Source organism: Corynebacterium frankenforstense (genome assembly GCF_030211955.1).
Taxonomy (GTDB): Bacteria; Actinomycetota; Actinomycetes; order Mycobacteriales; family Mycobacteriaceae; genus Corynebacterium; species Corynebacterium frankenforstense_A.
Map to the genome: position 1 here is coordinate 82,762 of NZ_JASODI010000002.1, position 14,485 is coordinate 97,246.

The 14,485-nt window shown below is 72.8% G+C and carries 14 protein-coding genes; 7 read left to right on the forward strand and 7 right to left on the reverse strand.

Annotated features, from left to right (window positions below):
- Positions 1–3: 3 nt before the first annotated feature.
- From QP119_RS01425 to QP119_RS01445, 5 genes are all read left to right on the forward strand, one after another.
- Complete coding sequence (locus QP119_RS01425) at positions 4–234, forward strand: HypC/HybG/HupF family hydrogenase formation chaperone (protein WP_284773165.1); 231 nt, start codon at positions 4–6, stop codon at positions 232–234.
- A complete protein-coding gene (locus QP119_RS01430) occupies positions 231–878 on the forward strand; it encodes an IMPACT family protein (RefSeq protein ID WP_284773167.1) in 648 nt (215 codons plus the stop codon). Before QP119_RS01425 ends, QP119_RS01430 begins: the two co-directional genes overlap by 4 nt.
- A gap of 31 nt (positions 879–909) precedes the next feature.
- A complete protein-coding gene (locus QP119_RS01435; RefSeq protein ID WP_284773169.1) occupies positions 910–1,143 on the forward strand; it encodes a hypothetical protein in 234 nt (77 codons plus the stop codon).
- A gap of 85 nt (positions 1,144–1,228) precedes the next feature.
- Positions 1,229–1,654, forward strand: a complete 426-nt coding sequence (locus QP119_RS01440; RefSeq protein WP_284773170.1) for an RNA-binding S4 domain-containing protein — start codon at positions 1,229–1,231, stop codon at positions 1,652–1,654.
- A 17-nt stretch (positions 1,655–1,671) separates the two neighbouring features.
- Positions 1,672–2,667, forward strand: a complete 996-nt coding sequence (locus tag QP119_RS01445) for a TIGR00730 family Rossman fold protein (protein ID WP_284773172.1) — start codon at positions 1,672–1,674, stop codon at positions 2,665–2,667.
- Between the two features lie 68 nt (positions 2,668–2,735).
- Here the strand turns inward: QP119_RS01445 and QP119_RS01450 are convergent, their stop codons facing one another.
- The 6 genes from QP119_RS01450 to QP119_RS01475 all read right to left on the reverse strand — a co-directional run bounded on the left by QP119_RS01450 (position 2,736) and on the right by QP119_RS01475 (position 11,977).
- Complete coding sequence (locus tag QP119_RS01450) at positions 2,736–3,932, reverse strand: GTP pyrophosphokinase (RefSeq protein ID WP_284773173.1); 1,197 nt, start codon at positions 3,930–3,932, stop codon at positions 2,736–2,738.
- A complete protein-coding gene (treY, locus tag QP119_RS01455) occupies positions 3,933–6,674 on the reverse strand; it encodes a malto-oligosyltrehalose synthase (protein WP_284773175.1) in 2,742 nt (913 codons plus the stop codon). It abuts the gene before it with no gap.
- 38 nt (positions 6,675–6,712) lie between these two features.
- Positions 6,713–7,357 carry a hypothetical protein gene (locus QP119_RS01460; protein WP_284773176.1) on the reverse strand — a complete coding sequence of 215 codons (645 nt, stop codon included), beginning with the start codon at positions 7,355–7,357 and terminating at the stop codon, positions 6,713–6,715.
- 158 nt (positions 7,358–7,515) lie between these two features.
- Positions 7,516–8,940, reverse strand: a complete 1,425-nt coding sequence (locus QP119_RS01465; protein ID WP_284773178.1) for a DNA polymerase III subunit epsilon — start codon at positions 8,938–8,940, stop codon at positions 7,516–7,518.
- Between the two features lie 10 nt (positions 8,941–8,950).
- The gene (glgX, locus tag QP119_RS01470) at positions 8,951–11,152 is read right to left on the reverse strand and encodes a glycogen debranching protein GlgX (RefSeq protein WP_284773181.1); all 2,202 of its coding nucleotides are present in this window, start codon (positions 11,150–11,152) and stop codon (positions 8,951–8,953) included.
- Positions 11,153–11,440: 288 nt separating this feature from the next.
- Positions 11,441–11,977, reverse strand: a complete 537-nt coding sequence (locus tag QP119_RS01475) for a TetR family transcriptional regulator (protein WP_284773184.1) — start codon at positions 11,975–11,977, stop codon at positions 11,441–11,443.
- A 125-nt stretch (positions 11,978–12,102) separates the two neighbouring features.
- Between QP119_RS01475 and QP119_RS01480 the strand changes: the two genes are divergently transcribed.
- Positions 12,103–12,774 carry a hypothetical protein gene (locus tag QP119_RS01480; RefSeq protein ID WP_284773185.1) on the forward strand — a complete coding sequence of 224 codons (672 nt, stop codon included), beginning with the start codon at positions 12,103–12,105 and terminating at the stop codon, positions 12,772–12,774.
- A complete protein-coding gene (locus QP119_RS01485) occupies positions 12,762–13,343 on the forward strand; it encodes a hypothetical protein (RefSeq protein WP_284773186.1) in 582 nt (193 codons plus the stop codon). The genes QP119_RS01480 and QP119_RS01485 overlap by 13 nt, the downstream gene beginning before the upstream one ends.
- On the opposite strand, the gene QP119_RS01490 is transcribed toward QP119_RS01485, so the two are convergent.
- Complete coding sequence (locus tag QP119_RS01490; RefSeq protein WP_284773188.1) at positions 13,340–14,368, reverse strand: YbjN domain-containing protein; 1,029 nt, start codon at positions 14,366–14,368, stop codon at positions 13,340–13,342. The two genes, QP119_RS01485 and QP119_RS01490, sit on opposite strands and share 4 nt — an antisense overlap.
- Positions 14,369–14,485 lie beyond the last annotated feature (117 nt).

The following is a 14,485-nucleotide window of genomic DNA, read 5'->3' on the forward strand; positions in this document are numbered from 1 at the left end:
CGTATGTGCCTGGGAATCCCCGGAAAGGTGATCAAGACCGGTGAGGGCCTGATGCCGATGGGCCTCATCGACGTCGTCGGCGACGAGCGGCCCTGCTGCTTCGCCTATACCCCGGAGGTCGAGGTCGGTGACTTCGTGATGTTCCAGCACGGCTTTGCCGTCGACACCGTCGAGAAGGCCGAGGCCGAGGAGACGCTGCGCACCATGCACGAGTTCGACATGCTCGGCGGATGAGCTCCTACCTGCTGCCCGTCGCGGGCGAGACGTTCCGCGGCGAACACGAGATCAAGCGCTCCCGGTTCATCTGCCTGATCCGCCGGGTGCGCGACGAGGACGAGGCCCGGGCCTTCATCGACGCCACGCGCGCCGAGTTCCCGGACGCGCGCCACCACTGCTCGGCGTTCATCCACCACGTCGACGACGCTAACCCGGTCGAGCGCTCCTCCGACGACGGCGAGCCCTCCGGCACCGCCGGGCGCCCCATGCTCGAGCAGCTGAAGGGCTCCGGGATGCTGGACGTCGCCGCGGTGGTCGTGCGCTACTTCGGCGGGGTCAAGCTCGGCGCCGGCGGGCTGGTGCACGCCTACTCCAACGCTGTGGGCGACCTGCTGCCGAAGGTGCCGCGGGTGCGGCGGGTCCGCCGGCGCCTGTTCACCTTCGAGCTGCCGCACGCCGACGCCGGGCGCGTCGAGGCCGATCTGCGAGCGCGCGGGGTCACGGTCGCCGACGTCGCCTACGGCGCGGCGGTCACTCTGACCGTGGCCTGCGACCTCGACGGCGTCGAGGGGCTGTTCACGACGCTCGCGGCCGTGACCGCCGGCGCGGCCGAGCCGGCGGAGGCCGGCACCGCCTGGGTGGAGGTCCCCGCCGAGAGGTGAGAGCGGCGGGGGAGCGGATAGAATCGTCCGCATGAGCATGCAGCGCTACCCCCGCAACCCCATCGAGGCCCGCAAGTCCGCCGTGCGAACCTATTCGCGCAACGCCGCGGTCTGCGTCGGCGGCGGCGTGGTCGGCGGCGTCGCCCTGGGTCTGCTGTTCACCAGTTGGACCTGGCTGGTCGTCGGATTGGTCGTCGCGGTGGTCGGCGGCGGGTACTACTGGTCGCGGATCCGCAAGATCGTCAACCACAGGGACCAGTACTAGACGAGCGCTGCGGCGCCCGCGGCGCTCGAGGCGCCGCCGCGGCGTGGATGCGCGCCCGGCACGGGCGCGACGGAGGATCAAGACGATGGCGAAGAGCGGTGGGGGACCCGGACGCGGGGAGCCCTCGGGGCTGCCGGTGCGCATCGACGTGTGGGTGTGGGCCGTGCGCCTGATCAAGACCAGGTCCGCGGCCGGCCAGGCATGCCGGGCCGGGCACGTCAAGCTAAACGGGGCCTCGGTCAAGCCCGCCCAGCAGGTCGTGCCGGGTGACCGGGTGCGCGTGTGGGCCAACCACCACGAGGTCGACGTCGAGGTCACCGCGACCGTGCGCACGCGGGTCTCCGCGCCCGTGGCGCGCAGCTGCTACATCGACCACACACCGCCGCCCCCGCCGAAGGAGATCCTGGCGAGCATGCCGGTGCGAGACCGGGGCGCGGGGCGTCCGACGAAGAAGGAGCGTCGCGAGCTCGACCGGCTGCGCGGGCACTCCAGCCGCGACCGGCGGCGGTGAGGGGTATAACGGGCCGCATGACCAACCCCCCTGCGTCCCCCGGCGTTTCCGACGAGCGCGTCATCCACGTCTGCGGCCTGATCGCCCGCCGCGACGACGGCGCGGTGCTGCAGGTGCGCAAGCGCGGCAGCGGGAAGTTCCAGTTCCCCGGTGGCAAGCCCGAGGCGGGCGAGACCGAGGACCAGACCATCCTGCGCGAGTGCGCCGAGGAGATCGGCTGCACCCCGGACCGCTCCCGCATGGTGCGCCTGGGCAGCCTTGCGGCCCGGGCGGCCAACGAGCCCGGCTTCACCGTGCGCGGCGAGCTGTGGCTGACCGACGAGGTCCTCGAGGCCCGCCCGGACTCCGAGATCGCCGAGGCCCGCTGGCTGACCCCCGCCGATCGCGAGGGGCTCGAGCTCGCGCAGCTCTCGCGCACCGCCCTGGCGGGCCTGGAGCGGCTGCGTGCCTGTGGCACGGCGACCGTCTACGCCGGCTCCGCCGAGGGCGTCGACCCGCGCGGGCGTGCCCTGGCCGCGGGCCTGGGCGCAGGGCTGGCGCGCGCCGGGGTGGAGGTCGCCTACGGCGGCGGTGCCGTGGGGCTGATGGGGGTCCTCGGCGACGCGGTGGTCGAGCACGGCGGCAGGCTGCGCGGCATCATGCCGGAGAGCATGATCGACGCCGAGATCGCGCACCCGCGCCTGAGCGAGCTGACGCGCACCCCCGACATGGCAGCCCGCAAGGCCGCCCTGCGCGAGGCGGCCGGTGTCGTCTTCGTGCTGCCGGGCGGCTCGGGCACCCTCGACGAGTTCTTCGAGACCTGGACCCTGCAGCAGCTCGGGCACTTCCCGTACCCGATCGTGCTGCTGGGCACGGCCTACTGGACCCCGCTGGTCGACTACCTGCGCACCGTCGTCGGCGCCGGGTTCCTCTTGGGGAGGTACCTCGAGCGCCTGATCGTCGCCGACGACCTCGCCTCCGCCGGCGCGGCGCTGGCGCAGTGGGAGACGCCGGCGTCGAAGTACCCGCGCTAGGGGAGGGCGCACCCGGGGTGGGAAGGCCGCCCGCGCCGCCCGCGCCGCCCGCCCAGCCGCGCCGGGCCCTAGGGCTTCCGCGCGCGCAGCACCTTGAGGCGGCGGCGCAGCCGGCCGGGCCGCTGCCCGGGGCGCCGGCCGGTCTCGCCGGTGCGCTCGATGTGCTTCTCGCCGAAGCGCGCGAGCAGCAGGTCGTCGATCAGGCGCACCTGTCCGGGCCGGTAGCGGTAGGCCATCGCGTGGCGCACCGCGTCGACGTCCGCGGCGGTGAGCAGCCGGCGCAGCTGGCCGACGGTGGTGATCCCGTTGGCGGCCAGCAGCTGGTTGAGCCACGGGTAGTCGTCGGAACGCGGCCGCGGGTAGCGCGTGCCGCCGACCACGGCGAGCACCCCGGGCAGGGTCTCCGGGGTCAGCTCGACGTCGTCGGCGGCGTCGACCTCGGCGCCCTGGATCGCGGCGATCTGGTCGAACTGCTGGTCCGCCAGCTCGATCAGCCCCGCGGCCAGCGTGAAGGCCCGGTCGACGCGCGGGTCGATGCCGTCGACGCCGGACTTGTAGCGGATGTCGTGCTCGAACTCGGCCCACGCGTGCTGCAGCACGGTGCGGATCTGGACCTCGAAGGTCATCCCGGCGTAGGCGTCGAGCTCCACGGCCTCGTGGGCGGTCTCGTCGACGGCGAGCACCAGGTGGTGTGAGCCGTAGCCGAAGGAGCCGGCGATGCGGGTCTCGGCGGTCTTGTCCACGCTGCGGCGCACGGTGAACGACTCGGTGAGCGTGTCGACGGCGCGCGGGATCTCCGTGGAGTGGAAGACCGTCACGCGTACGCCGACGACGTCGTGGATGTCCGTCCACGGCTCCGGGTAGGACGGCGTGCCGTCCTCGCGGGTGCGCCGGGCCTTGTCCTTGAGCGAGCGCCACGTCTTCACGCGCGCGACGACGCGGTCGAAGGTGACGCCGGCGTCGGTGAGCAGCTCCTCGATGGCGTCGGCGAACTCGACGTCGGCGTGCGGGTGGCGCCGCCGGAACTCGTGGTAGCGGTTGCCCAGCTCGGCGATGGTCTGGTCGTCCTGCTTGACGACGCCCGCGTCCGTCCCGCCGTGCGCATCCGTCGCCCGGGCTGCGTTCCTGCCGCCGCGGTCGCCCGCGGCGGCGGCGTTGTCCGGCTTTGCCTTGGCCTTGGGCTTGGCTTTGCCGCCGCGGCCGGCGCGGCGCACGGCGCGGGCGGCCGCGGCCTTCCTGCGGTCCTTCTTCTTCGCCCCGGCCATCTAGGCCTCCGCCTCCCGGGCGGCGTCGGCGGCGTCGTCGGCGCCGGCGTCGGCGGGCACGAGCACCGCGGTGGGCAGCGCGGCGAAGATCGCGGCGGCGTCCACGGTGCCCGAGAAGGTGCGGCCGGTGATCTTCTCGGTCCACTCGCCCTCGGGCAGGGTGACCGTGGTGCCGCGCCAGCCGCCCCGGTAGGCCAGCGACAGCGGGCGGCGCACCGCCAGCGCGATGACGCTGACCTTCGGCGGCTCCGGCTCGTCGAGGCCCTCCTCGCCGATGATGTCGGCGGCGTCGACGGCCTCGCCGCGGGCCATGCCGATCACGTGCGCGATGCCCGGACCCTCGGCGAAGACGGCCTGGTAGTCGCCCTCGACGAAGGCGTCGGGGAAGGCCCGGCGCACCGTCAGGGCGGTGTGGGTGACGTACTGCTTGACCCGGTCCGGCGAGGCGAGCGCGGCGTGCCAGGCGGGGAAGACCTCCTCGATGAGCCCCCGCGGCCGCTTCGGCTCCTCGCCGGTGTCGCCGGCGCCCGCGGCGCCGGCCGAGCCGGCGTTCGCGACGGTGCCGTCGGTCGCCGCGGCGGCCTCCGCGACGTCGTCAGTCGTGGCGCCGGAGGCGCCGCCGGCGAGGGCGGCGAAGTCCGGCGCGCCCGTGGCCAGGGTCTGCGCGCGGGCGGTGTAGTCGACGAAGCGGCGGTTGTCCGGGTCGACCAGGGAACGGTCGACGTACTCGGTGCCCTGGTAGACGTCCGGGACGCCGGGGCCGAGCAGCTGCAGGACCTTACGCCCCAGGGTGACGGTGAGCGCGCCGTCGTCGAGCGCGGCGACGAAGGCGGTGATGCGGCTGGTCACCGGGCCGTCGACGAGCACGTCGATCCAGTCGAGCACGTTGGTCTCGAAGGCGGAGTCCTGGTCGAACCAGGTGGTGTGCACGCCGGCCTCGCGCACGGCCTTGAGCGCGTAGTCGCGCAGGCGCCCGCGCAGCTTCTCGGTGACCTGCCCGTCGGCCGGCCACACGCCGATGATGTTCTGCAGCAGGAAGTGGCCCGTGGCCGCGTCCGGGGCGGGCACCACGGAGGTGACCTCGCCGACGAACTCGGCGAAGTCGTTGGGGAACTCCGACAGCTCGATGATGCGCGCGCGGGTATCCTCGCTGCGCTTGGTGTCGTGGGTGGTCAGCGTCGTCATCGCGCGCGGCCACAGGCGGGCGCGCTCCTGCTGGAGCAGGTGGAACTCGGCCGCCGAGACCCCGAAGCGCCCAGGCGCGCCGCCGACCTCCTGCAGGGAGACCAGCCGGCAGGCCCGGTAGAACAGCGTGTCCTCCACGCCCTTGGCCATGACGGCACCGCAGACCTGGGCGAAGCGGGTCATCGCCTCGCCGTCGTCGGCCAGCAGCGCCGCGGAGATCAGGTCCAGGGCGTCGCGGCGCGACGGGAAGCGCTGCGACATCTCCGCGACCACGGTGGCCGTCACGCGCGACAGCGACAGGTAGTCCGCGCGGTAGACCGGCATCGCGGCGACCAGGTGCATGATCGTGGAGACCAGGCGGTCCTCCGAGACGTTGGAGCCGGCGGTGGAGAAGTTGTCGCGGCGGATGGCACGGGCCAGGCGGCGCACCTCGGCGGCGAGCTCGAACTCGGCCACCCCGTGCTTGAGCTGGTGCTCGCTGGCCTCGATGGCCTGCGCGTTCCAGGTCGAGCCGGACTGCTCGAGGGCGAGCATGGACAGCGAGTCCTCGGCGGCGCGGTTGACGAAGACCCCGTCGAGCTCGCGCAGCGCGTCGTAGCCGGTGGTGCCGTCGGCGGGCAGGCGGGCGTCGAGCGGCTCGTCGACGCCGAGGATCTTCTCGACGACCAGCCAGCGCTCCGGGCCGATCAGACGCCGCAGCCGGCGCAGGTACTGGAACGGGTTGGCCATGCCGTCCGGGTGGTCCACGCGCACGCCGTCGATGAGGTCCTCGCGGCACAGCTGGCGCAGCACCCGGTGGCTGGCGCGGAAGACCTTCGGGTCCTCCTGGCGGATGCCGGCCAGCCCGTTGACGGAGAAGAAGCGGCGGTAGGAGATGACCCCCTCGCGCCAGTACATCAGCCGGTAGTGCTGGCGGGAATGGACGGCCACCGGGTCGTCGTCCGGGCCCGAGCAGGTGCCGGGGGCGACGGGGAAGACGTTGTCGTAGTAGGCGAGCACCACGTCGTCGGAGCCGTCCTCGGCGGCGCGTTCCTCGAGGCCTTCCGGGTAGGCCTCGTCGCCGCGGGCGATCAGCGTGAGCGCCTCGACGTCGTCCGGCGACCCGAGCACCGGCAGGCCGAGGCGGCCGTCGGCGCCGTTGTCGTCGTGCCAGTCGATGTCGAAGAAGTCCTCCCAGGCGGAGTCGCGCCCGTGCTTGAGCGTGTCCCACCACCAGGGGTTCAGGTAGGCGGTGTCCACGCCCAGGTGGTTGGGCACCAGGTCGACGATGACGCCCATGCCGGCCTCGCGGGCGGCGGCGGACAGGCGGCGCAGCCCCTCGATGCCGCCGAGTTCCGGGTTGACCTCGGTGGGGTCGACGACGTCGTAGCCGTGGTTGGACTCGGCCGGGGCGGACAGGACGGGGGAGAGGTAGAGGTGACTGATCCCGAGGTCCTTCAGGTACGGGATCTGCGCGCGGGCGTCGTCGAAGGTGAAGGCGCGCCCGGCCCCGTCGGGGTCGGCGGCGGGCCCGCGCAGCTGCAGGCGGTAGGTGGCGATGATGTCTCGGTTGACCACGTCGGCTCAACAATCCTTCCCATGCGATCCTTACTCCCTCACAGGCTAGTGGTCACCGCGGCGGCGTGCCCGGCCACCAGCCGCGGAAAGCCGCGGGCGTACTCGATGAACCGCCCGCTCAGCGCCATTTTCCCGGCCGCGTGGGCCGCCTCGCGGGCCCAGTCGCCCAGTGCGTGCGCCGCAATTTCCGACGTCGCGACGAGCACCCCTCTGCGCGGGGCGACGTAGCGCGGCGTGGTGCCCGTGAGGCGTTGCAGGTGCGCGTGCAGCACAGCGAAGGTGCGCGGGTGGGCCAGCCAGGCGGTCGGGTCCGTGCCGCCGTGGACGGCGACCTGGAGCGCGCCGGGCGGGGCCTGCGGGCACAGCCGGCTGGCCGGGCGGGTGAGGAAGCGCAGTCCGTACTCGGTGCGCGCGGCGGCCAGCAGGGTCTCCGAGGCACGCAGCCACGCGCGGTGGAGGCTCAGCCCCGCGGCGGCGAGGTCCTCGTGGGCCGCGGGGCGGCCGTCGAGGAGCATGCCGGCGGTCAGCTCGCGGGACAGCGCGACGGTGGCGCGCCGACGGGCGAAGGCGGCCTCGCCGAGGCCGGGCACGCGCGCGGGCGCGGCGATCAGCTCGGGGACCAGGCGTGGCGGGCGGCGCTGCGGGTGGGCCGGGTTCGGCGGGCGGTGCGGAAACGGGTGCACGGGGGCTCCTCGGATCGGGTGCTCTCACCCGTATCCGACTGCCCGCACCCTTCCCTCGGTTCCCACGGTGGTTGTGCGGGGGACGCCGCCGCACCCCCGAGGGGCCGGAGCGGCCGGTGCCGTCGACGTGCCGCAGCCCCGGTGCCGGTGGGCAGGGGTCAGAAGGGCGGTTCCTCGTCGAGGCCGAGGGTGGCCAGCAGGTCGGCGGCCGGCCAGATCTGGATCTCCTGGCCCTTCGCCTGCAGCTCGCGGGCGCGTTTCTCCTTGGAGGTCGTCGAGGCCCAGGAGCCGACGACCAGGATGGTCGTCTTCTTGGTGACGTTCTTGCCGATCTTCGCGCCGTGGTGGGCCAGGCCCGCCCACAGCTGCCCCTTGTCGAAGGGCTCGAAGTCTCCGGTCAGGGTGACGTTCTCGCCGAAGAGCACGCCCTCGGGGTCGGCATTCGGGTTCGGCTCCGGGATCGTGTCCGGCGTGGCCACGGCGGTCCAGGGCGCCGGCCCGCGCGAGCCGCCGGACCTGCCGGACTTGGCCGAGCCGGCGGACTCGTTGCGGGCGGTCGCCGAGAGCTCAGCGGTAGAGATCAGCGCCTCCTGGACGGCATTCGAGGAGTCGGTCTCGGTCGACTCCGCCGTGGAACCGGACCCGGCGTCGGCGGCGCCAGCCTTCTGGGAATCGGCCTTCGGGGTGCCGGTCTTCGGGGTGCCGGAGGACTTCTCGGTCTCCGTTGCGGCCGGGGAGTCGGCGTCCGCGGCCCCACCGGCCAGGGCGCGGCGCTGGGCGGCCACGGCCGCACCGGAGAGATCGTGCAGGACAGGGTAGACGGTGCCGTCGGCACGCACCTCACCCAGCGTCAGCCTCCGGTCGTGGAAGAGGCCAGCGACGTCGCCGCCGTGGCCGAAGGAGCGCGCCAGGCCCGCGAGCACCCCGGCCACGCGCGCCGCGCCCTCGCCCCGCACGCCGAGGGCCTCGGCCAGGCCGGCGAGCGTGTGGTCCGCCGCCGGCGGGTCGAGGCGCGCGGCGCGGGCCAGCGCCAGCGTGCAGCCGAAGGGGACGGGACCGGAGACCAGCCCCGCGCGTACCAGCTCGCCGAGCAGAAGCTGGGCGTTGTGGGCCACCAGCACCCGGGAGCCGAGCGCATCGGCGAGCCCCGCGGCGTCGGAAATCTCTCTTTCCGCCCCGGCGACGCCGTCGGTGACCTCTGCGAGCGTCACGGACTCCACCGGCCCGGAGTTGCCGTCGCGCAGGCGCACGTCGGCGACCACGCAGTCCAGCCCCGGCACGGGGATCGCGGCCGCGTCGTCGGACGGCGTCTCGCCGCGCATGGCCGCGCGCACGGCCTCGGCGAAGAACTTGGCCTCCGCGCCCTGGTGCGGCGCGAAGCGCACCGCCACCGTCTCACCGGCGCAGGCGAGTCGCACGGCACCGGGGAGGTACTCGTCCGGGGCGACGAGCGCGACGTCGTCAATCCCCTTGACGTCGAGCACACACTCCGGCGCCCCCGCCAGGGAGGCGGCCAGGAGAGTGCGGGTGAGCGTGACCTTCTCGCGGGTCACGGAGACGGTGGCGTCGAGAGCGGGAATCACGCACTACAGACTACATCGACTCCTTCTTCGGGCGGTCCGGGTCGTCCTCGCCGAAGTCGGGGGCGGCGGTCTGCTTGAGCACGATCGTCGAGCGCGCCGGGACGGTCAGGGTCGTCTCCGCGGCCCACTCCGTCTCCTTGTCCGAGGGCACGCCCTCCGGCTCGGTGGTGTCAACCATCAGCTGCCAGCCGCGGCCGAGCTCGCGGCGCGGGAGGGTGAAGTCGATGTCCTCGTAGTGGGCGTTGAACATCATCAGGAAGGAGTCGTCGACGACGCGGTTGCCGTGGCGGTCCGGCTCCTCGATGTTGTTGCCGTTGAGGTAGACCATCAGGGCCTTGCCGAACTGGAAGTTCCAGTCGTCCTGGGTCATCATCGTGCCGTTGGGCACCAGCCAGGCGATGTCGCGGTCCAGCGCGTCCGTGCCCAGGGGGCCGCCGGCGAAGAAGCGGCGGCGGTGGAAGACCGGGTGGTGGTCGCGGATCTCGATCAGGCGGCGGGTGAAGGCGTGCAGCGCGGCGTTGTCCTCGAGCTGCTGCCAGTCCATCCAGGAGATCTCGTTGTCCTGGCAGTAGACGTTGTTGTTGCCGCCCTGGGTGCGCGCCATCTCGTCGCCGTGGCTGATCATCGGTGTGCCCTGGCTGAGCAGCAGGGTCGTCATGAAGTTGCGGATCTGCTGGCGGCGCAGGTCCAGGATCTCCTTGCCGTCCGTCGGCCCCTCGGTGCCGCAGTTCCAGGAGCGGTTGTGGCTCTCGCCGTCGCGGTTGTCCTCGCCGTTGGCCTCGTTGTGCTTGTCGTTGTAGCTCACCAGGTCATGCATGGTGAACCCGTCGTGGGCCGTGATGAAGTTGATCGAGGCGGTCGGGCGGCGGTCGTTGTGGTCGTAGAGGTCCGAGGAACCGGTCAGACGCGAGGCGAACTCGCCCAGCGTCGACGGCTCGCCGCGCCAGAAGTCGCGCACCGTGTCGCGGTACTTGCCGTTCCACTCCGACCACAGCGACGGGAAGTTGCCCACCTGGTAGCCGTTGTCGCCGACGTCCCAGGGCTCGGCGATCAGCTTGACCCGCGAGACGACCGGGTCCTGCTGGACCAGGTCGAAGAAGGTGGCCAGGCGGTCGACGTCGCCGAACTCGCGGGCCAGGGTCGAGGCCAGGTCGAAGCGGAAGCCGTCGACGTGCATCTCGGTGACCCAGTAGCGCAGCGAGTCCATGATCAGCTGCAGCGAGTGCGGGTCGCGCACGTTAAAGGAGTTGCCCGTGCCTGTGTAGTCCATGTAGTGGCGCGGGTCGTCGTCGACCAGGCGGTAGTAGGCGCTGTTGTCGATGCCGCGGAAGCTCAGCGTCGGGCCCATGTGGTTGCCCTCGGCGGTGTGGTTGTAGACGACGTCGAGGATGATCTCCATGCCCTCGTTGTGGTACGCGCGCACCATCGACTTGAACTCGGCCACGGCGCCGCCCGGCTCCGAGGAGTGGGCGTAGTGCTGCTCCGGGGCGAAGAAGCCCAGGGTGTTGTAGCCCCAGTAGTTGCGCAGGCCCAGCTCACGCAGGCGGTCGTCCTGGTAGAACTGGTGCACCGGCATCAGCTCGACGGCGGTGATGCCCAGGTCCTTCAGGTAGTTGATCACGGACTGGTGCGCCATGCCGGCGTAGGTGCCGCGCAGGTGCTCCGGGACGTCCGGGTGGGTGGCCGTCATGCCCTTGACGTGGGTCTCGTAGATGACGGTGTGGTGGTCCGGGATGCGCGGGTGCTTGTCGCCCTCCCAGTTGTAGTAGGGGTTGATGACCACCGAGAGCATCGTGTGGCCCAGGGAGTCCTCCTCGTTGCGACCGTCCGGGTTGTTCGGGTCGTTGATGTCGTAGGAGAACAGGGAGGCGTCGCCGTCGTACTCGCCGTCGAAGGCCTTGGAGTACGGGTCGACGAGCAGCTTGCTCGGATCGCAGCGGTGGCCGGCGTCCGGGTCGTAGGGCCCGTAGACGCGGTAGCCGTAGCGCTGGCCGGGCTGGATGCCCGGGATGTAGCAGTGCCAGTTGTGGTTGTCGGTCTCGGTGAGTTCGACGCGGGTCTCCGCGCCGTCCTCGTCGATGAGGCAGAGCTCTACTTTGTCCGCGATCCGGGAAAAGAGGGAGAAGTTCGTTCCGGAGCCGTCGTAGGTGGCGCCGAGCGGTTGCGGGTTGCCGGGCCAGATAGACAGCGACGGGTTGCTCTGTGAGATCATGTCACGGATTTTAGTCGCAGATCCTCACCTAAATCGATTCGGCGCGCGGGCTCCGGGCCCGTTCCCGGTGGTAGATGTCCTGGTAGTGAGCTTGGGCACTGTCTGCGGCGGGGTGCCCCGGGCCCGGCGTGTCGGGGTGCCGGCGAGGCCCGCGGGCCCGGCGTAACGGGGGAGGGGCGGTGTCCCGCGTCGCCGCGCGGCGGGGGCGCGTTGGGGTGGGCGGGCTTGCGGAGGGGTCGTGCCGGTGCGCGGCGCGGGCGTGCGCCGCGATGCCGGTGCGCGGTGATCTTAGCGCGCGGCGCCGGCGAGGATCGTGGCCACGCCGCGGTCGAAGGCCTCCGCCGCGGCCTTCTCGTCCACCGGCTCGCCGCCGGCGTCGTCGGCGAGCTGGCGGGCGGCCTGCTCGGAGACGGCCGCGCCGATGCCGAAGTGCAGCAGCACCAGGGCGGCGGACGGGTCCACGCCCTCGGCGGCCACGGCCGCGGAGATGCGCTCGAGCATCTCCGCCTGCAGCGGCGGGGTGGACAGTGCCGCGGAGACGACGTCGGCGCCGTCGCGGTGGGCGAGCACCGCGGAGCGGAAGCTGCGCAAGAGGTCGCCGACGGCCGGGGTCTCCTCCCGGCCGGACTCGGGGTCCAGCACGGGCGTGAGGATGCTGCGCGCCATCGCGGCGATGAGCTCCTGCTTGTTGCTCAGGTGCCAGTAGAGGGCACCCGGGGCGACGTCGAGTGCGCTGGCGACTCGACGCATCGTGACGTCGGCGAGCCCGTACTTGCCCAGGAGATCGAGCGCGGTGTCGAGGATGAGGGTACGGTTAAGGGCCACACTGACAGCCTACGCGCAGGATGTGCCCGGGGAACCGTGATCGCGGCTGGTATCGTCATCTGCGCACCAGATCGAACGGGCGTCGCGCGGGCGCCCCGCCCCGAGAAACGGAAACCGGTTCACAGATGTTCACTTCCCACCGCACCAAGATCCTGGCCGTCGTCACCGCGGCCGCCCTCACGCTGACCGCCTGCGGCAGCGACGACGACGCGGACTCCTCCGCCCAGGGTGGCTCGAACAGTGGCTCCGGCGGTGCCGTGCTGCACGACGGCGACGGCGCGGACAACGGCGGCGACGGGAACTCCGACGGCAAGGACGGCAAGGACGGGGGCAAGGACGGCTCCGGTTCGCAGGGCTCCGACTCCGGCGACGGCGACGCCCCGCAGGTGGACAACCCGCTGGAGAACGGCCTGCAGATCAAGGAGCAGGAGCCCGTCGACGGCGAGGCCGCCGGCGAGGAGGACGCCTCCGAGATCAACGGCGTGCTCGACGGCTTCTACGACCGCCTGGGCAACCCGGACACCATGGTCTCCGACCTTACCAACTACATGGTCGACAACACCTGCTCCGCCGTCATCGAGGAGGCCGGCGGCCGCGAGGCGATCCAGAACTCCTACACCGCCGACGCCCCGATCGGCCAGGCCGGCATGGTCGCCTCCACGCACAGCGTCGAGGACATCCGCGTCGACGGCGACAGCGCCTCCGCCTACGTGACCGTCAACGCCAACGGCCAGGAGGAGTCCAACACCGTGCGTCTCGTGCGCGAAAACAACCGGTGGACCATGTGCGACCGCTAGTCCACGCCGCGGCCGCCGTCTTCGCGGTGGCCGTCACGGCCTACGCGCTGCTCGGCGCGGCAACGGGCCTTGCCCGCCCGACCTTCAGCCTGGACCCCGAGGGCGTGGCCGCCGGCGTCGGCGCGCCCTTCGGCTTCTGGATCACGCTCGTCGGACTGGTCTGCGTGACCGCCGCCGTCAGTGCGCTGGCGGCCTACCGTCTCTTCCCGCGCGCCCGCGGCATCGCGATGCTCCTGTGGACCGTGGTCGTCGCCGTCGTGGGCACCCGCGTCTTCGCCGCGACCGGCGACCTGACCGCCTACTGGTTGGCCGACCCGCCTGCGCGGCTGCCGGTCTCGGTCACGGCCGGCACGGTGACCTTCGTCGCCGCCGCCTTCTGCGCGGCGATCTTCTACTGGTGCGCGGGTCTGGTCGACCTCGAGCCCGAGCCGGAGTCGCCGAAGAGGCCCGAGGACTCGAAGAGCCCGGACACCCCGGAGGGCGATGCCGCCGCGGTCGACGCCGACGCGGCAGCCGGCGGCTCCGCCACCGCCGCCAAGGCCGGCACCACCGCCCGCCGGGAGTCCTAGAACCCCGGCCCCCGGCGCCGCAGCGCGCCGACCCCGCCGAGCTCGGTGGAGACCGTGTGCGCCGCGCGCAGCACGGCCGCGATCCCGCCGGTGACCGCCCCGTGCAGCTGCGCCGGGTTGAGCCCGGCCGTGACCGCCAGGGCGAACTCCGTGCGCACCTCCAGCCCCGTCTCCGCGCGGCTGGTGAAGGCCCGCGCCAGCGCGGACACAGCCGTCCAGTCGTTGCACACCAGCCGGGCGCGCAGCTCCTCCTCGACGCCGGGGCCGGGGCCCCAGTGTGCGGTGATCAGCAGGTGGGGGCCCTCCTCGAGGGCCAGCCCCACCAGCGTCGCGCCCACCCAGGCGGCCACCACGTCCGGGCCCGCCCAGGTGGCGGGCACCCCCTCGGCGGCCAGCAGCTCGAGCAGGCGGGCCGGGGTGACCGGGCTCGTCTCCCGCGGCGCGACGGTCCCGCCCGGGGTGGCCAGCAGGTACGGCGGGTCCTCGGTGCCGCCCGGCAGGGGGCCGGCCAGCGCCACGGCGTCGAAGTCGAAGGCCGTCGCCTCGTCCGAGTCGGCGCCGGTGTTCGTCCCGGTCGCGCGCAGCGCGGGGAAGCGGGCGGCCAGCGTGTCGACGGCCAGCTGGGCGGCGGTCAACTCGAGGCCCACGGCCTCGGTGAGCTGTTCGTCGGTCAGCCCGGCGGCCACGGGTACGGCGGCCCGGCCGTGGACGGCCAGCGAGCCGTCGCCGTTGTGGCGGAAGTAGAGCGACGGGCCGATGCGGGTGCGGTTCCACGCGTCGATCTCCGCGGCCAGGTCCGTGGCTGCCTCCAGCGGCAGGTCGGCGCGGGTCTGGCTGGCGAGCACCAGCATCGGGGTGCCGCCGGGGCTGGTCAAGTAGGCCAGCGTGCGGTGGTCGGGGAAGGGGATGAGCAGGCGATCACGCTCGGCGTAGAAGTGGTAGCCGAAGCTGGCGGCCGCGGCGGTGAGCCGGGCCAAGGTGACGCGCGCCGGGGTGCGCCGCGGCGGGCGCTGCCGGTGGGGCACGGGGTCCTCCTCGGGGGTCCGGAGGGGCGGAAGGGGGATCGTGTTCCTGGTCGAAACATCAGTCTAGTGTCCCCGCGGGGGTGGGCGTGGCGTTTCATGCAACCCCGGTCCATACAA

Coding starts and splice junctions, on each gene's coding strand:
- QP119_RS01425 (WP_284773165.1), top strand. CDS start 4: ATGTGCCTGGGAATCCCCGGAAAGGTGATCAAGACCGGTGAGGGCCTG.
- QP119_RS01430 (WP_284773167.1), top strand. CDS start 231: ATGAGCTCCTACCTGCTGCCCGTCGCGGGCGAGACGTTCCGCGGCGAA.
- QP119_RS01435 (WP_284773169.1), top strand. CDS start 910: ATGAGCATGCAGCGCTACCCCCGCAACCCCATCGAGGCCCGCAAGTCC.
- QP119_RS01440 (WP_284773170.1), top strand. CDS start 1,229: ATGGCGAAGAGCGGTGGGGGACCCGGACGCGGGGAGCCCTCGGGGCTG.
- QP119_RS01445 (WP_284773172.1), top strand. CDS start 1,672: ATGACCAACCCCCCTGCGTCCCCCGGCGTTTCCGACGAGCGCGTCATC.
- QP119_RS01450 (WP_284773173.1), bottom strand. CDS start 3,932: ATGGCCGGGGCGAAGAAGAAGGACCGCAGGAAGGCCGCGGCCGCCCGC.
- glgX (WP_284773181.1), bottom strand. CDS start 11,152: ATGATCTCACAGAGCAACCCGTCGCTGTCTATCTGGCCCGGCAACCCG.
- QP119_RS01480 (WP_284773185.1), top strand. CDS start 12,103: ATGTTCACTTCCCACCGCACCAAGATCCTGGCCGTCGTCACCGCGGCC.